This is a genomic window from Pseudomonas sp. R1-15 (assembly GCF_051132085.1).
Classification (GTDB): Bacteria; Pseudomonadota; Gammaproteobacteria; order Pseudomonadales; family Pseudomonadaceae; genus Aquipseudomonas.
Genome location: NZ_CP071660.1, coordinates 4628587 through 4648502, shown reverse-complemented (window position 1 = coordinate 4648502; position 19916 = coordinate 4628587). Strand labels below are relative to the sequence as shown.

General features: G+C 60.8%; 19 protein-coding genes. 7 read left to right on the top strand and 12 right to left on the bottom strand.

The features are described from left to right. Positions 1-193 precede the first annotated feature (193 nt). The 3 genes from J3P97_RS20875 to pdxH all read left to right on the top strand — a co-directional run bounded on the left by J3P97_RS20875 (position 194) and on the right by pdxH (position 3230). On the top strand, positions 194-1339 hold the full coding sequence (locus J3P97_RS20875) for a serine hydrolase domain-containing protein (RefSeq protein WP_434572239.1): 1146 nt from the start codon (positions 194-196) through the stop codon (positions 1337-1339). Between the two features lie 118 nt (positions 1340-1457). Beyond that, positions 1458-2558, top strand: coding sequence for an OmpA family protein (locus J3P97_RS20870; protein ID WP_434672686.1), 1101 nt, complete (start codon positions 1458-1460; stop codon positions 2556-2558). 24 nt (positions 2559-2582) lie between these two features. Beyond that, entirely contained in the window at positions 2583-3230 is a 648-nt protein-coding gene (gene pdxH / locus J3P97_RS20865; RefSeq protein ID WP_434656178.1) for a pyridoxamine 5'-phosphate oxidase, read from the top strand. Here pdxH and J3P97_RS20860 read toward each other — a convergent pair. Beyond that, positions 3178-3462, bottom strand: coding sequence for a hypothetical protein (locus J3P97_RS20860; protein ID WP_434601657.1), 285 nt, complete (start codon positions 3460-3462; stop codon positions 3178-3180). The two genes, pdxH and J3P97_RS20860, sit on opposite strands and share 53 nt — an antisense overlap. A 173-nt stretch (positions 3463-3635) precedes the next feature. On the opposite strand from J3P97_RS20860, the gene J3P97_RS20855 reads away from it, so the two are divergent. Next, on the top strand, positions 3636-4100 hold the full coding sequence (locus J3P97_RS20855; protein ID WP_003184697.1) for a glycine zipper 2TM domain-containing protein: 465 nt from the start codon (positions 3636-3638) through the stop codon (positions 4098-4100). Positions 4101-4756: 656 nt separating this feature from the next. On the opposite strand, the gene nhaA is transcribed toward J3P97_RS20855, so the two are convergent. After that, positions 4757-5944 carry a Na+/H+ antiporter NhaA gene (gene nhaA / locus J3P97_RS20850; RefSeq protein WP_434672685.1) on the bottom strand — a complete coding sequence of 396 codons (1188 nt, stop codon included), beginning with the start codon at positions 5942-5944 and terminating at the stop codon, positions 4757-4759. A gap of 266 nt (positions 5945-6210) precedes the next feature. Between nhaA and J3P97_RS20845 the strand changes: the two genes are divergently transcribed. Beyond that, positions 6211-7305, top strand: a complete 1095-nt coding sequence (locus tag J3P97_RS20845; protein WP_434672684.1) for a PLP-dependent cysteine synthase family protein — start codon at positions 6211-6213, stop codon at positions 7303-7305. A gap of 158 nt (positions 7306-7463) precedes the next feature. Here J3P97_RS20845 and J3P97_RS20840 read toward each other — a convergent pair whose 3' ends face one another. From J3P97_RS20840 to J3P97_RS20830, 3 genes are all read right to left on the bottom strand, one after another. Continuing rightward, a complete protein-coding gene (locus J3P97_RS20840; protein ID WP_434628851.1) occupies positions 7464-9077 on the bottom strand; it encodes an NAD(P)/FAD-dependent oxidoreductase in 1614 nt (537 codons plus the stop codon). Positions 9078-9187: 110 nt separating this feature from the next. After that, the gene (locus tag J3P97_RS20835) at positions 9188-9862 is read right to left on the bottom strand and encodes a COG3650 family protein (protein WP_434605197.1); all 675 of its coding nucleotides are present in this window, start codon (positions 9860-9862) and stop codon (positions 9188-9190) included. Between the two features lie 59 nt (positions 9863-9921). Continuing rightward, positions 9922-10521: a short chain dehydrogenase gene (locus tag J3P97_RS20830; protein ID WP_434672683.1), complete on the bottom strand. Its 600-nt coding sequence runs from the start codon at positions 10519-10521 to the stop codon at positions 9922-9924. 105 nt (positions 10522-10626) lie between these two features. Here J3P97_RS20830 and J3P97_RS20825 point away from each other — a divergent pair, with 105 nt between their 5' ends. Continuing rightward, on the top strand, positions 10627-11535 hold the full coding sequence (locus J3P97_RS20825; protein ID WP_434672682.1) for a LysR family transcriptional regulator: 909 nt from the start codon (positions 10627-10629) through the stop codon (positions 11533-11535). A 104-nt stretch (positions 11536-11639) separates the two neighbouring features. Here J3P97_RS20825 and J3P97_RS20820 read toward each other — a convergent pair whose 3' ends face one another. The 6 genes from J3P97_RS20820 to J3P97_RS20795 all read right to left on the bottom strand — a co-directional run bounded on the left by J3P97_RS20820 (position 11640) and on the right by J3P97_RS20795 (position 16937). After that, complete coding sequence (locus J3P97_RS20820) at positions 11640-12341, bottom strand: ABC transporter ATP-binding protein (RefSeq protein ID WP_186613630.1); 702 nt, start codon at positions 12339-12341, stop codon at positions 11640-11642. After that, positions 12342-13109 carry a high-affinity branched-chain amino acid ABC transporter ATP-binding protein LivG gene (gene livG / locus J3P97_RS20815; RefSeq protein WP_434672681.1) on the bottom strand — a complete coding sequence of 256 codons (768 nt, stop codon included), beginning with the start codon at positions 13107-13109 and terminating at the stop codon, positions 12342-12344. It abuts the gene before it with no gap. Beyond that, positions 13106-14362 carry a high-affinity branched-chain amino acid ABC transporter permease LivM gene (locus tag J3P97_RS20810; RefSeq protein WP_434572259.1) on the bottom strand — a complete coding sequence of 419 codons (1257 nt, stop codon included), beginning with the start codon at positions 14360-14362 and terminating at the stop codon, positions 13106-13108. Before J3P97_RS20810 ends, livG begins: the two co-directional genes overlap by 4 nt. Then, entirely contained in the window at positions 14359-15282 is a 924-nt protein-coding gene (livH, locus tag J3P97_RS20805; protein WP_014336891.1) for a high-affinity branched-chain amino acid ABC transporter permease LivH, read from the bottom strand. Before livH ends, J3P97_RS20810 begins: the two co-directional genes overlap by 4 nt. 230 nt (positions 15283-15512) lie before the next feature. Further along, positions 15513-16640 (bottom strand): branched-chain amino acid ABC transporter substrate-binding protein, encoded by a 1128-nt coding sequence (locus J3P97_RS20800; RefSeq protein ID WP_434601653.1) that lies wholly within the window; start codon positions 16638-16640, stop codon positions 15513-15515. Between the two features lie 60 nt (positions 16641-16700). Next, on the bottom strand, positions 16701-16937 hold the full coding sequence (locus J3P97_RS20795; RefSeq protein ID WP_434672680.1) for a hypothetical protein: 237 nt from the start codon (positions 16935-16937) through the stop codon (positions 16701-16703). A gap of 42 nt (positions 16938-16979) precedes the next feature. Between J3P97_RS20795 and J3P97_RS20790 the strand changes: the two genes are divergently transcribed. Continuing rightward, positions 16980-17285 (top strand): DUF2288 domain-containing protein, encoded by a 306-nt coding sequence (locus tag J3P97_RS20790; RefSeq protein ID WP_434601651.1) that lies wholly within the window; start codon positions 16980-16982, stop codon positions 17283-17285. Positions 17286-17571: 286 nt separating this feature from the next. Here the strand turns inward: J3P97_RS20790 and J3P97_RS20785 are convergent, their stop codons facing one another. Then, positions 17572-19746: a hypothetical protein gene (locus tag J3P97_RS20785; RefSeq protein ID WP_434601650.1), complete on the bottom strand. Its 2175-nt coding sequence runs from the start codon at positions 19744-19746 to the stop codon at positions 17572-17574. Between the last annotated feature and the right edge of the window lie 170 nt (positions 19747-19916).

The following is a 19916-nucleotide window of genomic DNA, read 5'->3' as shown; positions in this document are numbered from 1 at the left end:
AACCTGACGCGGTGGTGTATCAGGCCAAACGCGTTAAATTTTCCAAGGCCTGCTACGCAGTCCAGCGGGAGCAAGCTCCCTCGCCACAGGGGGCTGCGTTCAACCAGCCGTCTTGCGGCGGTTCCCAAAAGCCCCAATCGCTGAAACAATGCCAGCCATTGACAAAAAAGCTTTTGTTCCAAGGGAGTTACGGGTGCAAATTCAAGGTCATTACGAGCTTCAGTTCGAGGCCGTGCGTGAAGCGTTTGCGGCGCTGTTCGACAATTCCCAGGAGCGCGGCGCGGCGTTATGCATTCAGGTGAGCGGCCGCACCGTCGTCGACATCTGGGCCGGCACCGCCGATAAGGATGGTCATGAAGCCTGGCACAGCGACACCATCGCCAATCTGTTTTCCTGCACCAAGACATTCGCCGCCGTCACTGCCCTGCAACTGGTAGCCGAGGGCAAGCTGCAGCTCGATGCGCCGGTTGCCCGCTACTGGCCCGAGTTCGCGGCTGCCGGCAAGGAGTCCGTCACCCTGCGGCAATTGCTCTGCCATCAGGCCGGACTACCGGCGCTGAGAGAGTTGATGGCGCCTGAAGCACTTTATGACTGGCAGGCCATGACCGATGCCCTGGCGGCTGAAACGCCTTGGTGGACGCCTGGCGAGGGCCACGGTTATGCCGCGATCACCTACGGCTGGTTGATCGGCGAGTTGCTGCGCAGGGCTGATGGCCGAGGGCCGGGTGAGTCCATCGTGGCTCGGGTCGCCAGACCGCTGGGGCTGGATTTTCATGTCGGCCTGGCGGACGAGGAATTTCATCGCGTGGCGCATATCGCCCGTGGCAAAGGTAACGCCGGAGATGCGGCGGCACAGCGCCTGTTGCAGGTGACGATGCGTGAACCTTCGGCCATGACCACCCGGGCCTTCACCAACCCGCCATCGATCATGACCAGCACCAACAAACCCGAGTGGCGCCGCATGCAGCAACCGGCCGCCAACGGCCACGGCAATGCCCGGAGCATCGCCGGGTTCTACGCCGGTCTGCTCGATGGCAGCCTGCTGGAAGGCGAAATGCTTGACGAACTGACCCGCCAGCACAGCTTCGGCGAGGACAAGACTTTATTGACCCAGACCCGTTTCGGCCTGGGTTGCATGCTCGACCAGGCGGATGTGCCCAACGCGACCTATGGCCTCGGGCCGCGGGCGTTCGGTCACCCTGGGGCAGGGGGCTCCATCGGTTTTGCCGATCCCGAGCATGACGTTGCGTTCGGTTTCGTGACCAACACATTGGGACCTTACGTCCTGATGGACCCGCGCGCGCAGAATCTCGCGCGGGTGCTTGCCACTTGTCTGTAAACAGTGGTTGTCGGTAATGCACACAGGAACCTCGGCTCCTTTGCGGTTTCCAAGCGTCTGTTTATGCGGCCGGAACATGGCCTCTGTTTTTTCATCCTGATCATTTTGTGGATATCCAATGTCATCGAATAAAACCCTCGCTCTGGCGCTGTGCTTCGCTATTACCGGTTGCGCACAAAACCCACAAAATGATGCCGAGGGCGGCGGAGGCTGGTGGCCGTTCGGCTCGTCCGACAAAGTCGCGAGCAAGGACGCGGCGCCATCGGCTCCTTTGAAACCCGCCGCCGAGGCACCGCAGGCCAAGGCCGAGGGAGCCACGCACTGGTGGTGGCCGTTCTCTCCGGATGAATCCGCCGCGGATGATGTCGCCAAAAAAGAACCGCTGAAACCTGAAGCCAAGGCGCCAGCCGTGGCCGAAGCCGAAAGCAACGGCAAATGGTGGTGGCCGTTCGGCGGCAAGGAACAGGAGACCGCCAAGGCGGTGCCGATGCCCGACCCGAAAGTCACCCAGGCCTGGCTCGACGACTATGAGCCGAAGCTGCGTACGGCGATCAAGGACAGCAAGCTCGAACTCGAACGTCGCGATAACGTGCTGGTGGTTACCGCTCCCGCGGACGGTTCGTTCAACCCTGATCGTCCGGCCATGCTGCTGCCGGTGACACTTGGTCCGTTCACTCGCGTCGCCAAGATTCTTGAAGCCGATCCGAAAACCGCCGTACTGATCCTCGGTCACGCCGATACGTCGGGCGCGGCGCCGGCCAACCTGAAGCTCAGCCAGGAACGTGCTCAATCGGTGGCGGCGATTTTCCGTCTCAGCGGTTTGCAGCGTGATCGCCTGATGCTGCGTGGCATGGGCTCGGTGGCTCCGCGTGCGGCCAACGACAGCGTTGAAGGCCGGGCCTTGAACCGTCGCGTCGAGTTGCTGGTTACGCCAGCGAACACCATGGTTGCATTGCTGAGCAAGTACAACATGCCAGCCCCTGCGCCAGTAACCATGGTAGCTGCCCAGGACGTGAAACCTGCCGCGCCGGCCCCGGCCCCGGCGACGAAAAAGGCTGCCGCTCCGGCTGCCAAGAAAGCAGCGGCCAAGAAGGCTCCGGCGAAGGCACCCGCGAAGAAGACCCCGGCCAAGAAGGCTACGCCCGCGAAGAAGCCCGAGCCGGCCAAGGCCGCTGCCGACGGCAAGAAAGTCGCTGCCGCCGATACCGCCAAACAGTGATTGGCTGACCACAAGGAACGCGCCATGACCCAAACCCTGGCTGATATGCGCCGTGACTACACCCGCGATGGCCTGACCGAGGCGCAAGCCCCGGCCGAGCCGTTCGCCTTGTTTCACCAATGGTTTGCCGAGGCGGTGAAAACCGAACAGGCACCGGTGGAAGCCAATGCCATGACCCTGGCGACGGTGGACGCAGACGGCAGGCCTCACTGCCGGATCCTGCTGCTCAAGGGGCTCGATGCCGAGGGCTTCACGTTCTTCACCAACTACGACAGCGCCAAGGGCCAGCAACTGGCCGCGAGTCCGTTCGCGGCCATGACGTTTTTCTGGCCGACGCTGGAGCGCCAGGTGCGCATCGAAGGCAAGGTCGTGAAGGTCACCCCGCAAGAGTCGGACGCTTATTACCAGGTACGGCCGCTGGGCAGCCGTCTCGGTGCCTGGGCCTCACCCCAGAGCCGGGTGATCGCCGGGCGGGATGAGCTGGAAGACTTGCTCAAGGCCACTGAGCAACGCTTCAGCGACAGCCAACCCCATTGCCCCGAGCATTGGGGCGGCTATCGCCTGTTGCCCGAGCGCATCGAATTCTGGCAAGGCCGCCCGAGCCGCCTGCACGATCGCCTCAACTATCGCCTGCAAGGCGCGGACTGGATTCGCGAGCGTCTGGCGCCCTGACGTCGGAGTAACCTGCCGCAGCGGCCTGGAGCCAGTGCGGCAGGTCCCGACGCTTGGTCCCTTGTTCGCGGGCGAGGGCCAATTGTTGCAGCATGTAGTCTCGCTTCCGTCCATCCTGCCCCGCCAACGACAAGGCCAGGTCGCGGTCCATCCAGCGTTTGATACGTACGTAGAGCCATCCATGAAAGTACAGACCGGCGACGGTGGTGGCGACTATGATGAAGTAATCCATGGAAAATCCCGGGGTCGATGACGCGAACTTTCGAAATTGGCGCTACTGTTGGGTGAATTTTTCGGGGTGCGCCTGTATCCCACCTGAATGAAAACAATTTTTCCCCGGCAAGGCCGTGACAGGCATCAAGCCGGGGGAGTTTAATGGATCACTGTCTTTTGGAGTTTGATGCTATGCGCAAGTCTGTTTTGCTGGTTGCTTCCTTTTCCACGATGGCGATGTTACTGACAGGCTGCCAGTCAAGCCTGACCGGTGACTCCTATTCCCGTGACGAAGCGCGTCGCGTGCAGACGATTCGCATGGGCACCATCGAGTCCCTGCGCCCGGTCAAGATCGAAGGTACCAAGACCCCGATCGGCGGCGCAGCCGGTGCGGTGGTGGGCGGTGTTGGCGGCAGCGCTATCGGTGGTGGTCGTGGCAGCATCGTGGCAGCCGTGATCGGCGCCGTGGCCGGTGGCCTGATCGGCTCCGCCACTGAAGAAGGCCTGACCCGTACCCAGGGTGTAGAGATCACTGTGCGTGAGGATGACGGCAGCATGCGTGCCTATGTCCAGCAGGTTCAGGAGAACGAAGTGTTCCGTGTAGGTGAGCGGGTGCGGATTTCGACTGTCGATGGTACGAGTCGCGTATCGCACTAAGGAGGGTTAGATCTGTCCTTGGAATACGAGATAGATCCATTGCTGCGGTAACGGCGGCTTATGGTTCCGCCCTGACGGCGAGTCACTTTTTCATCCATGCCGAGGTGCCCACTGCGCAACACCTTCGCTCAGCCAGCGTGGTTAACGGGGCGACCTAGATCGACGTCCACCGCGAGGCGGCCTGATAGCCGACCTGGTTTCGGTTGGCTCGCGTTTCCCCTGTGGGAGCGAGCCTGCTCGCGAAGGCGGCGTGTCAGTCAATTAAGATGTTGAATGTGCGGCCCCCTTCGCGAGCAAGCTCGCTCCCACAGGGGTTCCCTGTATGCCGTGAGGTCTGTGTCTGTCGAAGAATCCAGTGTGGGAGCGAGCTTGCTCGCGATGGCGGTGGTGCGGCTACAGAAATGCTAAGCGCATGTGTTGCTGTTGCTGTTGCTGTTGCTCTGCTTTTGACTTTGATCTCGGCGCCCCGTTAACCATGCCGGAGTGAGGGCACGCCGAGCCTTGGCGAGGTGCCGAGTGGTGGGGCAGAGCGTTTTTGGTTACTTTTGGGGCTCTTCCAAAAGTGACTCGCCGTAAGGGCGAAACCCTAAGCCGCCGTGACCGCAGCAACGGATATACACACCATCTCATGACAAGAAGCAAAGCCCGCTGAACTCTCAGGAACTCAGCTCTGAAGGCTTACGACTAGCCATCGCCGTCACCCCATATCCAATCAGCGCCGCCAGGATCGACCCGGTGAGAATCCCCATCCGATCCATCCCCGCATACTCACTTACCTCCGGCACGAACGCCAGGGAGCCGACGAACAGGCTCATGGTAAAACCAATGCCACAAAGAATCGCCACGCCTAGTATCTGCCCCCAATTGGCCCCGGCAGGCAGACTGGCGATGCCGATTTTCACCGCCAGCCAGGTCAGGCTGAACACGCCGACAGTCTTGCCCAGCAACAGGCCGATTGCGATGCCCATCGGAACATGATGGGTAAAGCTCTCGACCGTGACGCCGCTCAGCGAAAGGCCAGCGTTGGCGAATGCGAACAGCGGCAAGATAATGTAGGCCACCCAAGGATGCAGCGCATGCTCAAGCGTCAGCAGGGGGGAGGTTTCAGCGTTTCTCGTGCGCAGTGGGATGCAGAATGCCAGCGTCACCCCCGCCAGCGTGGCATGCACGCCGCTCTTGAGCACACAGACCCAGAGAATCAAGCCGATCACCATGTACGGCCCGAGCTTGACCACGCCCAGCCGATTCATTGCCACCAGGGCTGCGATGCAGGCCGCGGCCAGCCCCAACGACAGGGTCGACAGCTCGCCGGAGTAGAACATCGCGATGATGACGATGGCGCCCAGGTCATCAATGATCGCCAGCGTCATCAGGAACAGCTTGAGCGATACCGGTACGCGCTTGCCAAGCAAAGCCAGCACGCCGAGGGCAAAGGCAATATCGGTAGCCGTAGGAATCGCCCAGCCAGCGAGCGCGGCAGGGTTGTCGCGATTGAGAAACCAGTAGATCAGCGCCGGCACCAGCATGCCGCCTATTGCCGCGGCCCCCGGCAGGACGATCTGCGAAGGTTTCGACAGTTGCCCGTCGAGCACCTCGCGTTTGACCTCCAGGCCAATAAGCAGGAAGAACAGCGCCATCAGGCCGTCATTGATCCATAGCAGCAACGGCTTGGCGATCTTCAACGCACCGACCTGGACGACCACGGGCGTGTCCAGCAGGCCGCCATACAGCCAGGACAGCGGAGAGTTGTTGATGACCAGGGCCAGCACGGCGGCGGCAATCAAGAGCAGGCCGCTGGCAGCTTCCAGCTGGAAAAACCGCGTCAGTGAGTTACGTAGAGCCAAGGTTGCTCTCCATTAATCAAATCAAAAAGATGGCACACCCTAACCCGTACTGTTTGTTGTTAAAACAAAAGTTATATTCTTTTTTGTTATATGTCGTTACAGCGCCTGCGCCGGGCATTCAGGCAGTTGCCGGGCACATTGGACCTTAGCTGTACCTGTGCGGGATGTCGGTTTTTTCCTAAGCTGGTGTCTCGTATTTCCTGAATAGATCGTGCCCCCGGCCATCGGTCTGCCTGAAAGTCCTACCGGCCCTGCGAGAAAACACCATGAACAATCCCCGCCAATGGGCGCGTGAAGCCATCCGTATCATCGAGGCGGATTTCCAACGCAGTGCCGATACGCATCTGATCCCATTGCCGCTGGCCGGACTGCCGGGCATCGAGCTGTATTTCAAGGATGAGTCCAGCCATCCCACCGGCAGCCTCAAGCACCGACTGGCCCGCTCGCTGTTCCTGTATGCGTTGTGCAATGGCTGGCTCAAGCCCGGTGCACCGGTGATCGAGGCCTCCAGCGGCTCGACGGCGATTTCCGAGGCGTATTTTGCGCGATTGCTGGGCCTGCCTTTCATCGCGGTGATGCCTGCCACTACCTCCCGGGAAAAAATCGCCCAGATCGCCTTCTATGGTGGCCAGAGCCATCTGGTGGATGACCCTACGCAGATCTACGCCGAATCCGAACGTCTGGCCCGCGAGCATGACGGGCATTTCATCGACCAGTTCACCTACGCCGAGCGGGCCACGGACTGGCGGGCGAACAACAACATTGCCGAGTCGATTTTCCAGCAGATGCGCTTCGAGCGGCATCCAGAGCCCACCTGGCTGATCTCCAGCCCTGGCACGGGCGGTACAACGGCCACCTTGGGGCGCTACGTACGCTACCGCCAGCACAATACCCATGTGCTGTGTGCCGACGCCGAGCGTTCGGTATTTTTCGACTACTACCGCAGCGGCGATGCCAGCCTGCGCCTGGATTGCGGGTCGCGGATCGAAGGGATCGGTCGGCCACGGGTCGAAGCCTCGTTCCTGCCCAAGGTGATCGATGCGATGGTCAAGGTGCCGGACGCCCTGTCCCTCGCGGCCATGCACTACCTGGCCCAGCGACTGGGACGGCGGGTCGGCGGATCCAGCGGCACCAACCTGATCGGCGCGCTGATCGCCGCGAAGCGAATGGTGCAAGGCGGTGAGTCGGGGTCGATCGTGGCGATTCTGTGTGATGGCGGGGAGCGTTATGCCACGACTTATTACGATCCGGCGTGGCTGAAGGCCCAGGGGTATGAGTTGGACCCATTGATCGATGCGGTGGCGGGATGTGCGGAGCGCGGAGAAGCGCTGCCGGAGGGCGTGTTGCGGGCCAATATCTGAATCACTGGGATCCCCTGTGGGAGCGAGCTTGCTCGCGATAGCGGTGGATCAGCCAACGGATGAGTTGGAGGCCAAGCCGCCATCGCGAGCAAGCTCGCTCCCACAGGGGCCTGCTGTTCATTCAATCCAGATGAACAGCATTTCACAGTGAATGGAAGTCAGTCCTTCAAGCCAAGAATATCCCGCGCCACCGCTTCGGCGATCCGGATCCCGTCCACGCCCGCCGACAAGATCCCGCCGGCATAACCGGCACCTTCGCCAGCCGGGAACAGGCCTTTCACATTCAAGCTCTGCAGCGTTTCGTTGCGGGTGATGCGCAACGGCGATGAAGTCCGGGTCTCAATGCCGGTGAGTACCGCATCATGCAGTGAATAACCACGGATCTGTTTCTCGAACGCCGGCAGCGCTTCACGGATGGCCTCGATGGCGAAATCCGGCAGAGCCAGGGCCAGGTCGCCCAGGGCAACCCCAGGCTTGTAGGACGGTTCGACGCTGCCCAGCGCCGTGGACGGCTTGCCGGCGATGAAATCACCCACCAGTTGCGCGGGGGCTTCATAGTTGCTGCCACCGAGCACGAAGGCGTGGGACTCCAGGCGTTCCTGCAACTCGATGCCCGCCAGCGGGCCACCCGGATAATCCACTTCCGGCGTGATGCCGACGACGATGCCGGAGTTGGCGTTGCGCTCGTTGCGCGAGTATTGGCTCATGCCATTGGTCACGACGCGGTTCGGCTCGGAGGTCGCCGCCACCACGGTGCCGCCCGGGCACATGCAGAAGCTGTACACCGAGCGACCATTTTTCGCGTGGTGCACCAGTTTGTAGTCGGCGGCGCCGAGTTTCGGGTGGCCGGCGTACTTGCCCAGGCGTGCGCTGTCGATCAGCGATTGCGGATGTTCAATACGGAAACCCACCGAGAACGGCTTGGCTTCCATGTACACGCCACGGCTGTGGAGCATGCGGAAGGTATCCCGGGCGCTATGGCCCAAGGCAAGGATCACGTGTTTCGAACGGATCTGCTCACCACTGGCCAGCTCGACGCCAACCAGTTGGCCGTCCTCGATCAAAACGTCGGTAACTCGCTCGCCGAAGCGCACTTCACCGCCGAGGGCGCGAATCTGCTCACGCATGTTTTCGACGACGCCGGTCAGACGGAACGTACCGATGTGCGGCTTGCTGACATAGAGGATTTCTTCGGGGGCCCCGGCCTTGACGAACTCATGCAGGACCTTGCGCCCAAGGAACTTCGGATCCTTGATCTGGCTATAGAGCTTGCCGTCGGAGAATGTCCCCGCGCCGCCTTCGCCGAACTGCACGTTGGACTCGGGGTTGAGCACGCTTTTTCGCCACAGGCCCCAGGTGTCCTTGGTGCGCTGGCGTACTTCCGGGCCGCGCTCAAGGATGATCGGCTTGAAACCCATCTGCGCGAGCAACATGGCGGCGAAGATGCCGCACGGCCCGAAGCCGACCACGATCGGCCGCTCGCTCAAGTCCGCCGGTGCCTGGCCAACCACCTTGTAGCTGATGTCCGGCGCTTCGTTGACATTACGGTCATCGGCGAACTTGCGCAGCACACCGGCTTCATCGCGCACCGACAGGTCGATGGTGTAGATGAAGCACAGCTCGGAGGATTTCTTGCGGGCGTCGTAGCTGCGCTTGAACAGGGTGAAGTCGAGCAGGTCATCGCTGGCGATGCCCAGCCGCTGCACGATGGCAGGGCGCAAGTCTTCTTCGGGATGGTCGATCGGCAGCTTGAGTTCGGTGATTCGTAACATGACGGGGTCCGGTTCGCGGGGCGCACAACTGCGCCAAGGCGTTCTTCAAACCGGCGATTATAAGCCGCAATCCCGGTTTTCCGTGAGGTTAAAACCCGTCATGCGTCGAATCAGTCGTCGCGCGCGCCACCAAAGTAGGCGCAACCGCGCTGGACTTGACCGTTGACCCGCAACTCGGCGCTCATGTGCTGCACGCTGCCACTGGTGCTGTCGACGCAGCGTTGCGGCGTGACCCACAACTCGACCTTCTGGCCGTTGGCCTCGGTGCCGAGGTTGAAGCGGCCATCGCCCAACTGCTCCTCGACGTACGGCACCGCCAGCGGCGGCTGCCCTTGGCGATCCAGGACCAGGCCCTTGCCGCTGGCCTTGAGTGTCCATTCAGGGGCATGTCCCGCTGCCCGCAGAATCACCCGTTTGAAGTCAACATCATCGCAAGCGGTCCCGGAGCGTTCCAGGCGATACAGCTGCTCGACGTCCAGTTGGCTGTCGGTGCCGGCCGCTGCGCTGGAAACGATACGCCCGCGCAGATCGGCGAACAGTTTGCCGCGATCATCCGCCAGGGTGGCGGCTTGTTGCAGCACGCTGGTGCCGCCGGTGTCGTTGACGATGTAGCGGCGCTGTTCCTGGCACGGCTGGAACACCAGCTTGCCATCGGCCGCCGTGAGTTCGCCCTGCATGCGCGTCTGGCCGGCATGGGAGGCGCTCTGGCGCGGGGCGTCGAGCAACTGGCAGCCGGCGAAAAGCGCAAGCGAGGCAATACACAACAGGGAACGGGCGGCACGCATCATTGGGTCTCCAGACAAGTGCCGCCACGTTACTCAGACTGATCCTTCATCACAAGGGGTCAGCCGACGTGAAAAGTCTGCCCGGTTTGCAGGCCTTCGACGCTCTTGGCATAGGCCAATGCCACTTCAGCCGCAGGAACCGGCTTGTAGCCGCGGAAGTACGGCGCATATTTGTCCATCGCTTCCAGCAATACGTTCGGGCTTACCGAGTTGAGCCTGAGGCCCCGGGGCAGCTCGATTGCCGCAGCGCGCACAAAACTGTCGAGGGCGCCGTTCACCAGGGCCGCCGAGGCGCCGCTCTTGATCGGGTCGTGGCTGAGTACGCCGGTGGTGAGGGTAAAGGATGCGCCGTCATTGGCGAATTCGCGGCCGATCAATACAAGATTGACCTGACCCATCAACTTGTCTTTCAAACCGAGGGCGAAGCTTTCTTCGGTCATGTCGCCCAGCGGCGCGAAAGTGACGTTGCCCGCCGCACAAATCAAGGCATCGAAGCGACCGGTTTTTTCGAACAGGGCGCGGATCGAGGCGCTGTCGCTGATATCCACTTGCACATCACCGCTGTGGCGGCCGATACGGACAATTTCATGACGGGGCGACAACTCGTTAGCGATGGCCGAACCGATGGTTCCGTTGGCGCCGATCAACAGGATTTTCATGGACTGATCCTCAAATGGGGTGGACGAGGTTGCAGTCTAGAGTGGATTTTCCTTGGGATAAGCGTGCTAATAGGAAACCTTTGGTTTTCATTTGGAAACAATCCAATGAGCGAGATCGATGATCTGGCAGCGTTTGCCGTGCTGGTAGAGGCCGGCAGTTTTACCCTGGCGGCGCAGCGGTTGGGATGCAGCAAGGGTCAACTGTCCAAGCGCATCAGCCTGCTGGAGGAGCGGTTTTCAGTGATCCTGCTCCAGCGCACGACTCGACGCCTGAGCCTGACGGCGGCGGGTGCGGCACTGTTGCCCCAGGCCCAGGCCTTGTTGGTGCAGGTGGAAAGGGCGCGTCAGGCGTTGGCCCGCTTGAAGGGTGAAGTTTCCGGGCCGGTGCGGATGACAGTACCGGTTTCGTTGGGCGAAACCTTTTTTGAAGGCCTGCTGACCGAGTTCGCTCTCGCCTACCCCGACGTGCAGATCGAGCTGGAGCTCAATAACGGTTACCGCGATTTATCGCGCGATGGGTTTGATCTGGCGATCCGCTCGGATGCGACGATCGACGAGCGGTTGGTGGCTCGCCCGCTGCTGGCCTGGCATGAACTGACCTGCGCCAGCCCGGCCTATCTGGAACGCTTCGGTGAGCCCGCGGTTCCCCAGGCCCTGGCGGAGCACAAATGCCTGCTCAACAGTCACTACAGCGGTCGTGAGGAGTGGTTGTACCACCAGCAACATGAGTTGCTGCGGGTGCGGGTGTCCGGGCCGTTTGCCAGCAACCATTACAGCCTGTTGAAAAAAGCCGCCCTGGCCGGCGCTGGAATCGCCCGTCTGCCGTCGTATCTGCTTGACCAGGAACTGGCCGACGGCCGCCTGCGCTGGTTGCTGCGGGACTTTCAGACCCGTCGCATGCCGATGTACCTGGTGCATCCATATCAGGGAGGATTGCCCAAGCGTACGCAGGTGCTGGCTGATTATCTGATTGAATGGTTCAAACGCAGCGGGGAGGCGCTGGATCGGTTGTAATCGGTCCCTGTGGCGAGGGAGCAAGCTCCCTCGCCACAGGGATCTACGTCCAACATCCGAGCAAAAAAAACGGCCCGAAGGCCGTTTTTTCTATCGCGACAGACTCAACCGCCCAGGTACGCCTCGCGCACTTTCGGGTCGGTCAGCAGTGCTTCACCGGTGCCTTGCATCACCACGCGACCGTTCTCCAGCACGTACGCTCGGTCAGCGATCTTCAGCGCCTGGTTGGCGTTCTGCTCCACCAGGAACACCGTCACCCCATCCTTGCGCAGCTGTTCGATGATGTCGAAGATCTGCTGGATGATGATCGGCGCCAGGCCCAGCGACGGCTCGTCGAGCAGCAGCAGCTTGGGCTTGCTCATCAGTGCACGACCGATGGCGAGCATCTGCTGTTCGCCGCCGGACATGGTGCCGCCGCGCTGGGTAAAACGCTCTTTCAGGCGTGGGAAAAGGTGCAGCACCTTGTCCATCTGTTCCTGAAAGTCGCCCTTGTCGGTAAAAAAACCGCCCATGGCGAGGTTTTCTTCCACGGTCAGCCGGGCAAATACCCGACGGCCTTCAGGCACCACGGCGATGCTCTTGCGCATGATTTGCGCCGAGTCCTGTCCCACCAGCTCCTCACCCATGTAGCGGATGCTGCCGCTGTGGGCCTGCGGCGAACCGCAGAGTGTCATCAGCAGGGTGGACTTGCCGGCGCCGTTGGCACCGATCAGCGTGACGATTTCGCCCTGGCGGACCTCGACGTTGACGCTGTGCAGCGCCTGGATCTTGCCGTAGAAGGTGGAAACGTTTTCGAACTGCAGCATTTACGCTTCCCCCAGGTAGGCTTTGATCACTTCAGGATTGTCGCGGATCTGTTCCGGCGTACCGTCGGCCAGGGGCGTGCCCTGGTTGATCACGACGATGTGGTCGGAAATGCTCATGACCAGCTTCATGTCATGTTCGATCAGCAGCACGGTCACGTTGTGCTCCTCGCGCAGCACGCTGATCAGCGCCTTCAGGTCTTCGGTTTCCTTCGGGTTCAGGCCGGCGGCCGGTTCGTCGAGCATGAGGATCCGCGGACGGGTCATCATGCAGCGGGCGATTTCCAGGCGCCGTTGCTGACCGTAGGCCAGGGTCCCGGCGGTACGGTTGGCGAACTCGGTGAGGTTGACCTTGTCCAGCCAGTACGCGGCGTACTCCATGGCCTCGCGTTCGCTCTTGCGGAACGCCGGGGTCTTGAACAGGCCGGCAAAGAAGTTGGTGTTCAAGTGACGATGCTGGGCGATCAGCAGGTTTTCGACCGCCGTCATGTCCTTGAACAGACGCACGTTCTGGAAGGTCCGCACCACGCCCTTGCGGGCAATGTGATGACCGGGCAAGCCCTGGATCGGCTCGCCGTCCAGCAGGATGGTGCCGCCGGTAGGCTGGTAGAAACCGGTCAGGCAGTTGAACACGGTGGTCTTGCCCGCGCCGTTCGGCCCGATCAAGGCAACCACTTGTTTCTCTTTAACGGTCAGGGCCACGCCGTTGACCGCCAGCAAACCACCGAAGCGCATGCTCAGATTTTCGACTTTCAGGATCTCGCGGCTCATTTGCGCAGCTCCATGTGCGGGCGTTGCATAGGCAGCAGACCTTGAGGACGCCAGATCATCATCAGCACCATCAAGGCGCCGAACATCAACATGCGGTATTCGCTGAATTCACGCATCATTTCGGGAAGCAGGATCATCACGATCGCCGCCAGGATCACACCCAACTGCGAGCCCATCCCGCCCAGCACGACGATGGCGAGAATGATCGCCGACTCGATGAAGGTGAAGGATTCGGGCGTCACCAGGCCTTGGCGAGCGGCGAAGAAGCTACCGGCGAAACCGGCGAACGCAGCACCCAGGGTAAAGGCCGACAGCTTGATCACGGTCGGGTTGAGACCCAGCGCACGGCAGGCGATTTCGTCTTCGCGCAAGGCTTCCCACGCGCGGCCGATCGGCATGCGCAGCAGGCGGTTGATGACGAACAGCGCCGCCAGGGCCAGCAGCAGGGCGACCAGGTAGAGGAAGATCACCTTGTTGATCGAGTTGTATTGCAGGCCGAAGTACTCGTGGAAGGTCTGCAGGCCTTCGGCGGCTTTACGTTCGAAGGTCAGGCCGAAGAACGTCGGCTTCTCGATGTTGCTGATGCCGTTCGGGCCGCCGGTGATGTCGGTCAGGTTGCGCAGGAACAGACGGATGATCTCGCCAAAACCCAGGGTCACGATCGCCAGGTAGTCGCCGCGCAAGCGCAGGACCGGGAACCCCAGCAGAAAACCGAAGGTGGCGGCCATCATCCCGGCGATCGGCAGGCAGATCCAGAAGCTCAGGCCGAAGTAGTGCGACAGCAGCGCGTAGCTGTAGGCCCCGACGGCGTAGAAGCCGACATAACCCAGGTCCAGCAGGCCGGCCAGGCCCACGACGATGTTCAGGCCGAGGCCGAGCATCACGTAGATCAGGATCAGCGTGGCGATGTCCACCGCGCCGCGAGAGCCGAAGAACGGCCATACCAGGGCCACGACGATCAGGCCCAGCACGATCCAGCGCTGGGTCGACGGCAGGGTCAGGAAGTTGCTGGCCTTGGCCGGGATCACCGGCACGCCGGGCGACGCTTTCCACGCCGCACTGATCTGCGTGCTGAACAGCACCCGCAGGAACATCAGGACGGAACATACGGCGATGGTCGCCAGGATGGTCGGGCTGGTGCCGTGCACTTCCAGGTTGATACCAACGATGGTCAGTTTGAGACCGAGTACCGGATAGGCCACGGCCCAGACCAGCAGGGCGCTGAAGAGCGCCGATTTGAGATGCCTAGTCATACTTTCTCAACCTCCGGACGGCCCAGGATGCCGGTCGGCCGGAATAACAGAACCAGAACCAACAAGCCGAACGCCACGACGTCCTTGTACTGGTCGCCGAAGATGTCGGCACCAAAGGCTTCCGCCACGCCCAGCACCAATCCGCCGAGCATCGCGCCGGGGATGCTGCCGATGCCGCCGAGCACCGCGGCGGTAAAGGCTTTCAGGCCCACGAGGAAACCGGCGTTGGGGTTGATGACGCCATATTGCATGCTCAACAGCACCGCGGCGATGGCCGCGAGGGCCGCACCGATGACGAAGGTCAGGGCGATGATGTTGTTGGTGTTGATGCCCAGCAGGTTGGCCATCTTGATGTCCTCGGCGCAGGCGCGGCAGGCGCGGCCCAGGCGGGAACGGGAGATGAACAGCGTAAGGCCGAGCATGGCGACCAGGGTCACCACGAACACCACGATTTGCATGTAGGAAATCAGCACTTCATGTGCCCCGCCTGGCCCGATGGCGAAGTTGCCCGGAATCAGGTTGGGAATGGATTTGTCCTTGGAGTCTTGCGAAAGCAGTACCGTGTTCTGCAGGAAGATCGACATACCGATGGCGGAAATCAGCGGGATCAGACGGTTGCTGCCGCGCAGCGGGCGGTAGGCGATCCGTTCGATGCTGTAGCCATAGGAACTGGTAACCACGATGCTCGCGATGAAAGCTGCGGTCATCAACAGCGGGACACTGTCGAGTCCCATCATGGCCAGCCCGGCGATGGCGATGAACGCCACGTAGGAGCCGATCATGTACACCTCGCCGTGGGCGAAGTTGATCATTCCAATGATGCCGTAGACCATCGTATAGCCGATGGCGATCAGGGCATACGTGCTGCCAACGGTCAGGCCGTTAACCAGCTGCTGGAAGAAGTGATAGATGTCAGGCATTACAGCGCTCCTAAAAACCTGATACGCATTTCACTGGTGGAGTCATTTTCCCGCCCGGGTCCCGTGGATCTGCATCCACTTCGAACACGAGGTTTGCCAGCGAACCGCTGATGACGGTTTTGAGATTTTCAGGTGGGGAGACTGGCGGATCACGCCAGCGCGGCCCAATACATTTAAAACAAAGCCCACGGCACGCCGTGGGCTTTATTGGCAGTCAGTCAGGCCAGGCCTTACTGAGGCGAAGCTTCGGTTTTAGGTTTGCCGAAATGCCACTCGTAAACCACGAACTTGAAGTCCTTCAGGTCGCCCTTGTCGTCGAAGCTCAAGTCACCGGTTGGCGTCTTGAAAGTGCCGGCGTGGATGGCTTCAGCCACTTTGGTCGCGTCTTCGCTCTTGGCAGCCTTGATCGCGTCGGCGATCACGGTCACAGCGGAGTAGGACGGGAATACGAACGGACCGCTCGGGTCTTCTTTCTTGGCCTTGAACGCGTCAGCCAGGGCGACGTTGGCCGGATCCTGGTCGAAGGATTTCGGCAGGGTCACCAGCAGGCCTTCGGAGGATTCCTTGGCGATTTGCGAGATGGAGTCGTTACCCACGCCTTCCGGACCCATGAACTTGGCTTTCAGGCCTTTTTCCTGGGCTTGACGCAGAATCAGGCCCAGCTCCGGGTGGTAGCCGCCGTAGTAGACGAAGTCGACGTTGGCTTGCTTGAGCTTGGCGATCATCGAGGAGAAGTCTTTGTCGCCGGCGTTCACGCCTTCGAAGACGGCCACTTTCACGCCTTTGCCTTCGAGGGTTTTCTTCACGGCGCTGGCGATGCCTTCACCGTACTGCTGCTTGTCGTGCAGGACAGCAACGATTTTCGGCTTGACGTGGTCGGCGATGTAGTTGCCGGCCGCAGGGCCTTGGGCGCTGTCCAGGCCGATGGTGCGGAAGATCATCTTGTAGCCGCGCGCGGTGATGTCCGGGCTGGTGGCGGCCGGAGTGATCATGATCACGCCCTCGTCTTCGTAGATGTCCGAAGCCGGCTGGGTGGAGCTGGAGCACAGGTGGCCAACCACGAACTTGACGCCGTCGTTGACGACCTTGTTCGCAACCGCGACCGCTTGCTTCGGATCACAGGCGTCGTCGTATTCAACGGCGACCAGTTGCTTGCCGTCGACGCCACCCTTGGCGTTGATCTGTTCGATGGCCATTTTCGCGCCACTGAACTGCATGTCGCCGTATTGGGCTACAGGGCCGGTTTTCGGGCCGGCGATGCCGATCTTGATGGTGTCGGCGGCGAACGAATGGCTGGCAACCCCGGCCAGAACCATAGCGGCAAACAGTTTGGAAATCTGCTTAGTAGCCTTAGTCATAGTGCTCCACTCATGCTGTTGTAGTTTTTATAGTCCTGGCGCCGTAGCAGCAGAACCGGGTCAGATATCTTGGATACCCACGCGGAAAATGCCCCCGGCAACTGTACCGGTACAGTGTAGAGCGCCGATTGTTGGCAAGGGAAGCTGGCGCTTGGGGGCAAAGCCTGGGGGTGTCGCTTTATTGAAAGAAAAAGACAGATTCGCGGCGGGGTTTGTCCGGTCAAATCGGCAATCCTTGGCTTTCCTGCGCTTTTCAATCGGTGCTGCAATTGCAACCGGGTTTTTCTGCCAGACCACCGACGTTATCATTCGCGCCGATTTCTTTTCCGGACAGCTCCCATGAATCAAGAACCTAGCACCCTCTATGCCAAATTGCTCGGTGAAACCGCATCCATTACCTGGAAGGAGCTGGAACCGTTCTTTGCCAAGGGTGCCCTATTGTGGGTCGATCCGGCACTGGATCTGATCGCCGCCGCCGAGGCCATTGCCGAGGACGAAGGTACCAAAGTCGCCGCCTGGCTGGCCGGCGGGCAGCTCGCCAAGCTGTCTGAAACGCGGGCGCTGGATTTTCTTGAGCGTGATCCGCTGCTGTGGGCCGTGGTGGTTTCGCCGTGGATCATGATCCAGGAAAGGGCGTCGAATTGATCGGTGCACCAAGTTGGTTCGTGTTTCGGCATCTCGGAAAGTGTGTAGGTGAGTAGCGTGATGACAGCCTGCCGTGGCGAAACGCCACAGGGCAGGGTGACGTATACGTAACGGGAACAGTTTTTGGCGCGGCCGATGGGCTGCCTAATTGTTTCTGGATGTTGTTTTTGCGGTGCCGCTCGTGGCCCCTTCGCGAGCAGGCTCGCTCCCACAAGGGATATGTGTTCACAAATCCTGCGGGAGCGAGCCTGCTCGCGAATCGGCGCGACGCGGTGTCACTCCAGCCTCAATAACTCTTGCCAGTATGGTTATTCAGCGAAATAACCTTGGTCTTGCCGATCCGGTGACGGTAGATCTCGCGCAGGTACTTGATCGACTTCTTCACGCAGTCGCGGGACAGGCGGATGTCGTTGATCGAGACAAACTTGTCCTTGTCACTGATCAGCTCGCGGTACTTCTTCTCGTACATCGGCTTGATCGCGTACCAGTTGGTGTCGAGGATCTTCGCCGGGTTCTCGAATTCATTGAGCAGGTCGTCGATGCGTGCTTCGTCGAACTCTTCATTGATGATGAAGTCCAGGATCGAGTTGTCCAGGGTCTCGTCGAAGCGATACGGCGTGCGGGCAAAGCAGCGCTTGATGAACGCCACGATCAGGGTCAGGAAGTCATCCGACAGGCACGGGCTCTTGGCGATCAGGGTAGTCAGCGACAAGTTGGCCGAGGCGCCGATCACCAGCGCATAGCGCTTGAGCGTGGTGTTCGGGAACAGGCTGTTGAGGTGGGTCTTGAGCCGGTTCAGGTCCATGTAGGACAGCTTGTAGTCCTTGGGCAGCGAGACGATCGACACCACCGATGAGCAGTTCTTGAAGAAGTGCAGGTCGTGCAGGGCGGCGGCGTCATAGCCGGAATTCTTGTATTGCTCCAGCGAGGCCCGGTAACGCTTGGACTCGATCGGCAACAGGCTGATGCCTTCGATGGCCTGGGTGACCTTGTTGAAGTGCGGCAGGTCGATGGAGCGGAAGAACAGGTCATCGATGTTCAGGCGCGGCGGCTCCTTTTCGAACACCTTGAATTTGTCGCCGCTCGGCGCCGGGGTTTCCGGAACGACGGATTCAGCGTAGGCAATCGCTACCGGGCCGGCCAGGCTCATGAACAGGTCGTTGGCATCCAGGCGAATGGTTTCGCCGATGTCGATGCCGGCGCGCCGGAAGTAGTTCTGGTCGTAGTCGGTGGTCACGGCCTGGGCCGTGAGGATGTTGAAGATCTGCTGGGAAATATACTGGTTGGCGTGCTTTTCCATGGCATTGACATCGATGTTCTGGATATTGCCGTCATCGCTTTCTTCGGCGTAGCGCATGATGTCGTTGGAGATCAGCATCATCGCGTTCCATGGCCGGATACGGCCCATGACGCTGGCTTCGCTGCTGTCTTCGTTGGCGAAGTTGTACGAGAAATCCCATTCTTCCGAGAGGTATTTGCACAGCAGCCGTCCGGCGTTGATGTGCAGCGCCTCGGACATTTCACTGCGATGATCGGAAATGTTCGGCAGCACGCAGATGCCGCTGGTGAAGATCGGTTCGAAGACGAAGGAGTGGCCGCTCTTGCTGTCGTGTTCGTCCATCGGCTTGGTGTCGAACGTCTTGTTCATGTACGAGTACTGCTGGGCCAGGCCGAACTCCGAAGCCATGCCCGAACCGGTACCGCCGCCGGCGCTGAAGATCGAGAAGTACAGGCGCGACTGGTTGGCCTTGATGCCGCAGCTGTCGATCAGGTACGAGTGGATCATTTTCCAGTCGGGGCTGGAGAAGCGCTGGGTGTCCTTGTTCAGGATGATCTTCGCCAGGTACTGGCCGAGGATCGGCGCGTTACCGGCACCACCCGCATGGACTTCGGAGAGGTCCATGATTTTCATTTTGCTGTAGTCGCGCAAGAACCCGCTTTTTTCGCCCTTGCGGGAAAAACGGATACGCCCGGCGATGTCTTTGTCCAGGTCGCCGAGCATGACCAGCGGTTCCACCAGAAACACCGGTTTGCTGGCCTTGCTGGTCCCCAGGCGCAGGTTGCGCATCCACTGCGCGGGGCGATAGCCCTTGTCACCGTAGTGCTTGTCTTCGGCGTTGAATTCGTTGAGATAGAACTTGCGCGCGTTGTAGACCAGTTCCGCTACGTCCAGGGCGATGTTGGAGCCGCAGCGCCCGAGGCCGATCAGGCACACCGAGGGGAATTCCTGCTGGCCACGTTCGCTCTCGTCATCCACCAGGTGCGGCGGGCGGGGGAATACGGCATCACGCAGGCCATCGAGGTTGTCGAGGATGCGGTCGGTGTTGGTCTCGGTGAAATACAGATATTGCTGGGTCGCCAGGGATCGCGAGCTGCTCGACAGCGCCGAGGCGTCCGCGCCGTTGGCGGCCGGGCTCAGGGTCAGATCGGAAACCGCAGTGGCTGTTTTTTTGGAGGTCATTGTGCGCCGTATGCCTGACTGGTCGGTCCGACGACCTCTGTCATCGAACCATCGCGGATGGGAACTCGCGTCCTGACGGTCGCGAATATCGGGCCCAAGCATTCAGGGCTGCAGCCTGAGCAGCGCTCGGGAGAATCTTTCCTGATCATGTTGGATCGGCCATGGCGCGG

Excerpts from the sequence above, each read along its gene's own strand:
- pdxH (WP_434656178.1), top strand. The coding sequence starts at position 2,583 with ATGACCCAAACCCTGGCTGATATGCGCCGTGACTACACCCGCGATGGC.
- J3P97_RS20825 (WP_434672682.1), top strand. The coding sequence starts at position 10,627 with ATGAGCGAGATCGATGATCTGGCAGCGTTTGCCGTGCTGGTAGAGGCC.
- J3P97_RS20810 (WP_434572259.1), bottom strand. The coding sequence starts at position 14,362 with ATGACTAGGCATCTCAAATCGGCGCTCTTCAGCGCCCTGCTGGTCTGG.
- J3P97_RS20830 (WP_434672683.1), bottom strand. The coding sequence starts at position 10,521 with ATGAAAATCCTGTTGATCGGCGCCAACGGAACCATCGGTTCGGCCATC.
- J3P97_RS20860 (WP_434601657.1), bottom strand. The coding sequence starts at position 3,462 with ATGGATTACTTCATCATAGTCGCCACCACCGTCGCCGGTCTGTACTTT.
- J3P97_RS20855 (WP_003184697.1), top strand. The coding sequence starts at position 3,636 with ATGCGCAAGTCTGTTTTGCTGGTTGCTTCCTTTTCCACGATGGCGATG.
- livH (WP_014336891.1), bottom strand. The coding sequence starts at position 15,282 with ATGCCTGACATCTATCACTTCTTCCAGCAGCTGGTTAACGGCCTGACC.
- J3P97_RS20785 (WP_434601650.1), bottom strand. The coding sequence starts at position 19,746 with ATGACCTCCAAAAAAACAGCCACTGCGGTTTCCGATCTGACCCTGAGC.
- J3P97_RS20790 (WP_434601651.1), top strand. The coding sequence starts at position 16,980 with ATGAATCAAGAACCTAGCACCCTCTATGCCAAATTGCTCGGTGAAACC.
- J3P97_RS20820 (WP_186613630.1), bottom strand. The coding sequence starts at position 12,341 with ATGCTGCAGTTCGAAAACGTTTCCACCTTCTACGGCAAGATCCAGGCG.
- livG (WP_434672681.1), bottom strand. The coding sequence starts at position 13,109 with ATGAGCCGCGAGATCCTGAAAGTCGAAAATCTGAGCATGCGCTTCGGT.
- J3P97_RS20845 (WP_434672684.1), top strand. The coding sequence starts at position 6,211 with ATGAACAATCCCCGCCAATGGGCGCGTGAAGCCATCCGTATCATCGAG.
- J3P97_RS20870 (WP_434672686.1), top strand. The coding sequence starts at position 1,458 with ATGTCATCGAATAAAACCCTCGCTCTGGCGCTGTGCTTCGCTATTACC.
- J3P97_RS20800 (WP_434601653.1), bottom strand. The coding sequence starts at position 16,640 with ATGACTAAGGCTACTAAGCAGATTTCCAAACTGTTTGCCGCTATGGTT.
- J3P97_RS20835 (WP_434605197.1), bottom strand. The coding sequence starts at position 9,862 with ATGCGTGCCGCCCGTTCCCTGTTGTGTATTGCCTCGCTTGCGCTTTTC.
- J3P97_RS20840 (WP_434628851.1), bottom strand. The coding sequence starts at position 9,077 with ATGTTACGAATCACCGAACTCAAGCTGCCGATCGACCATCCCGAAGAA.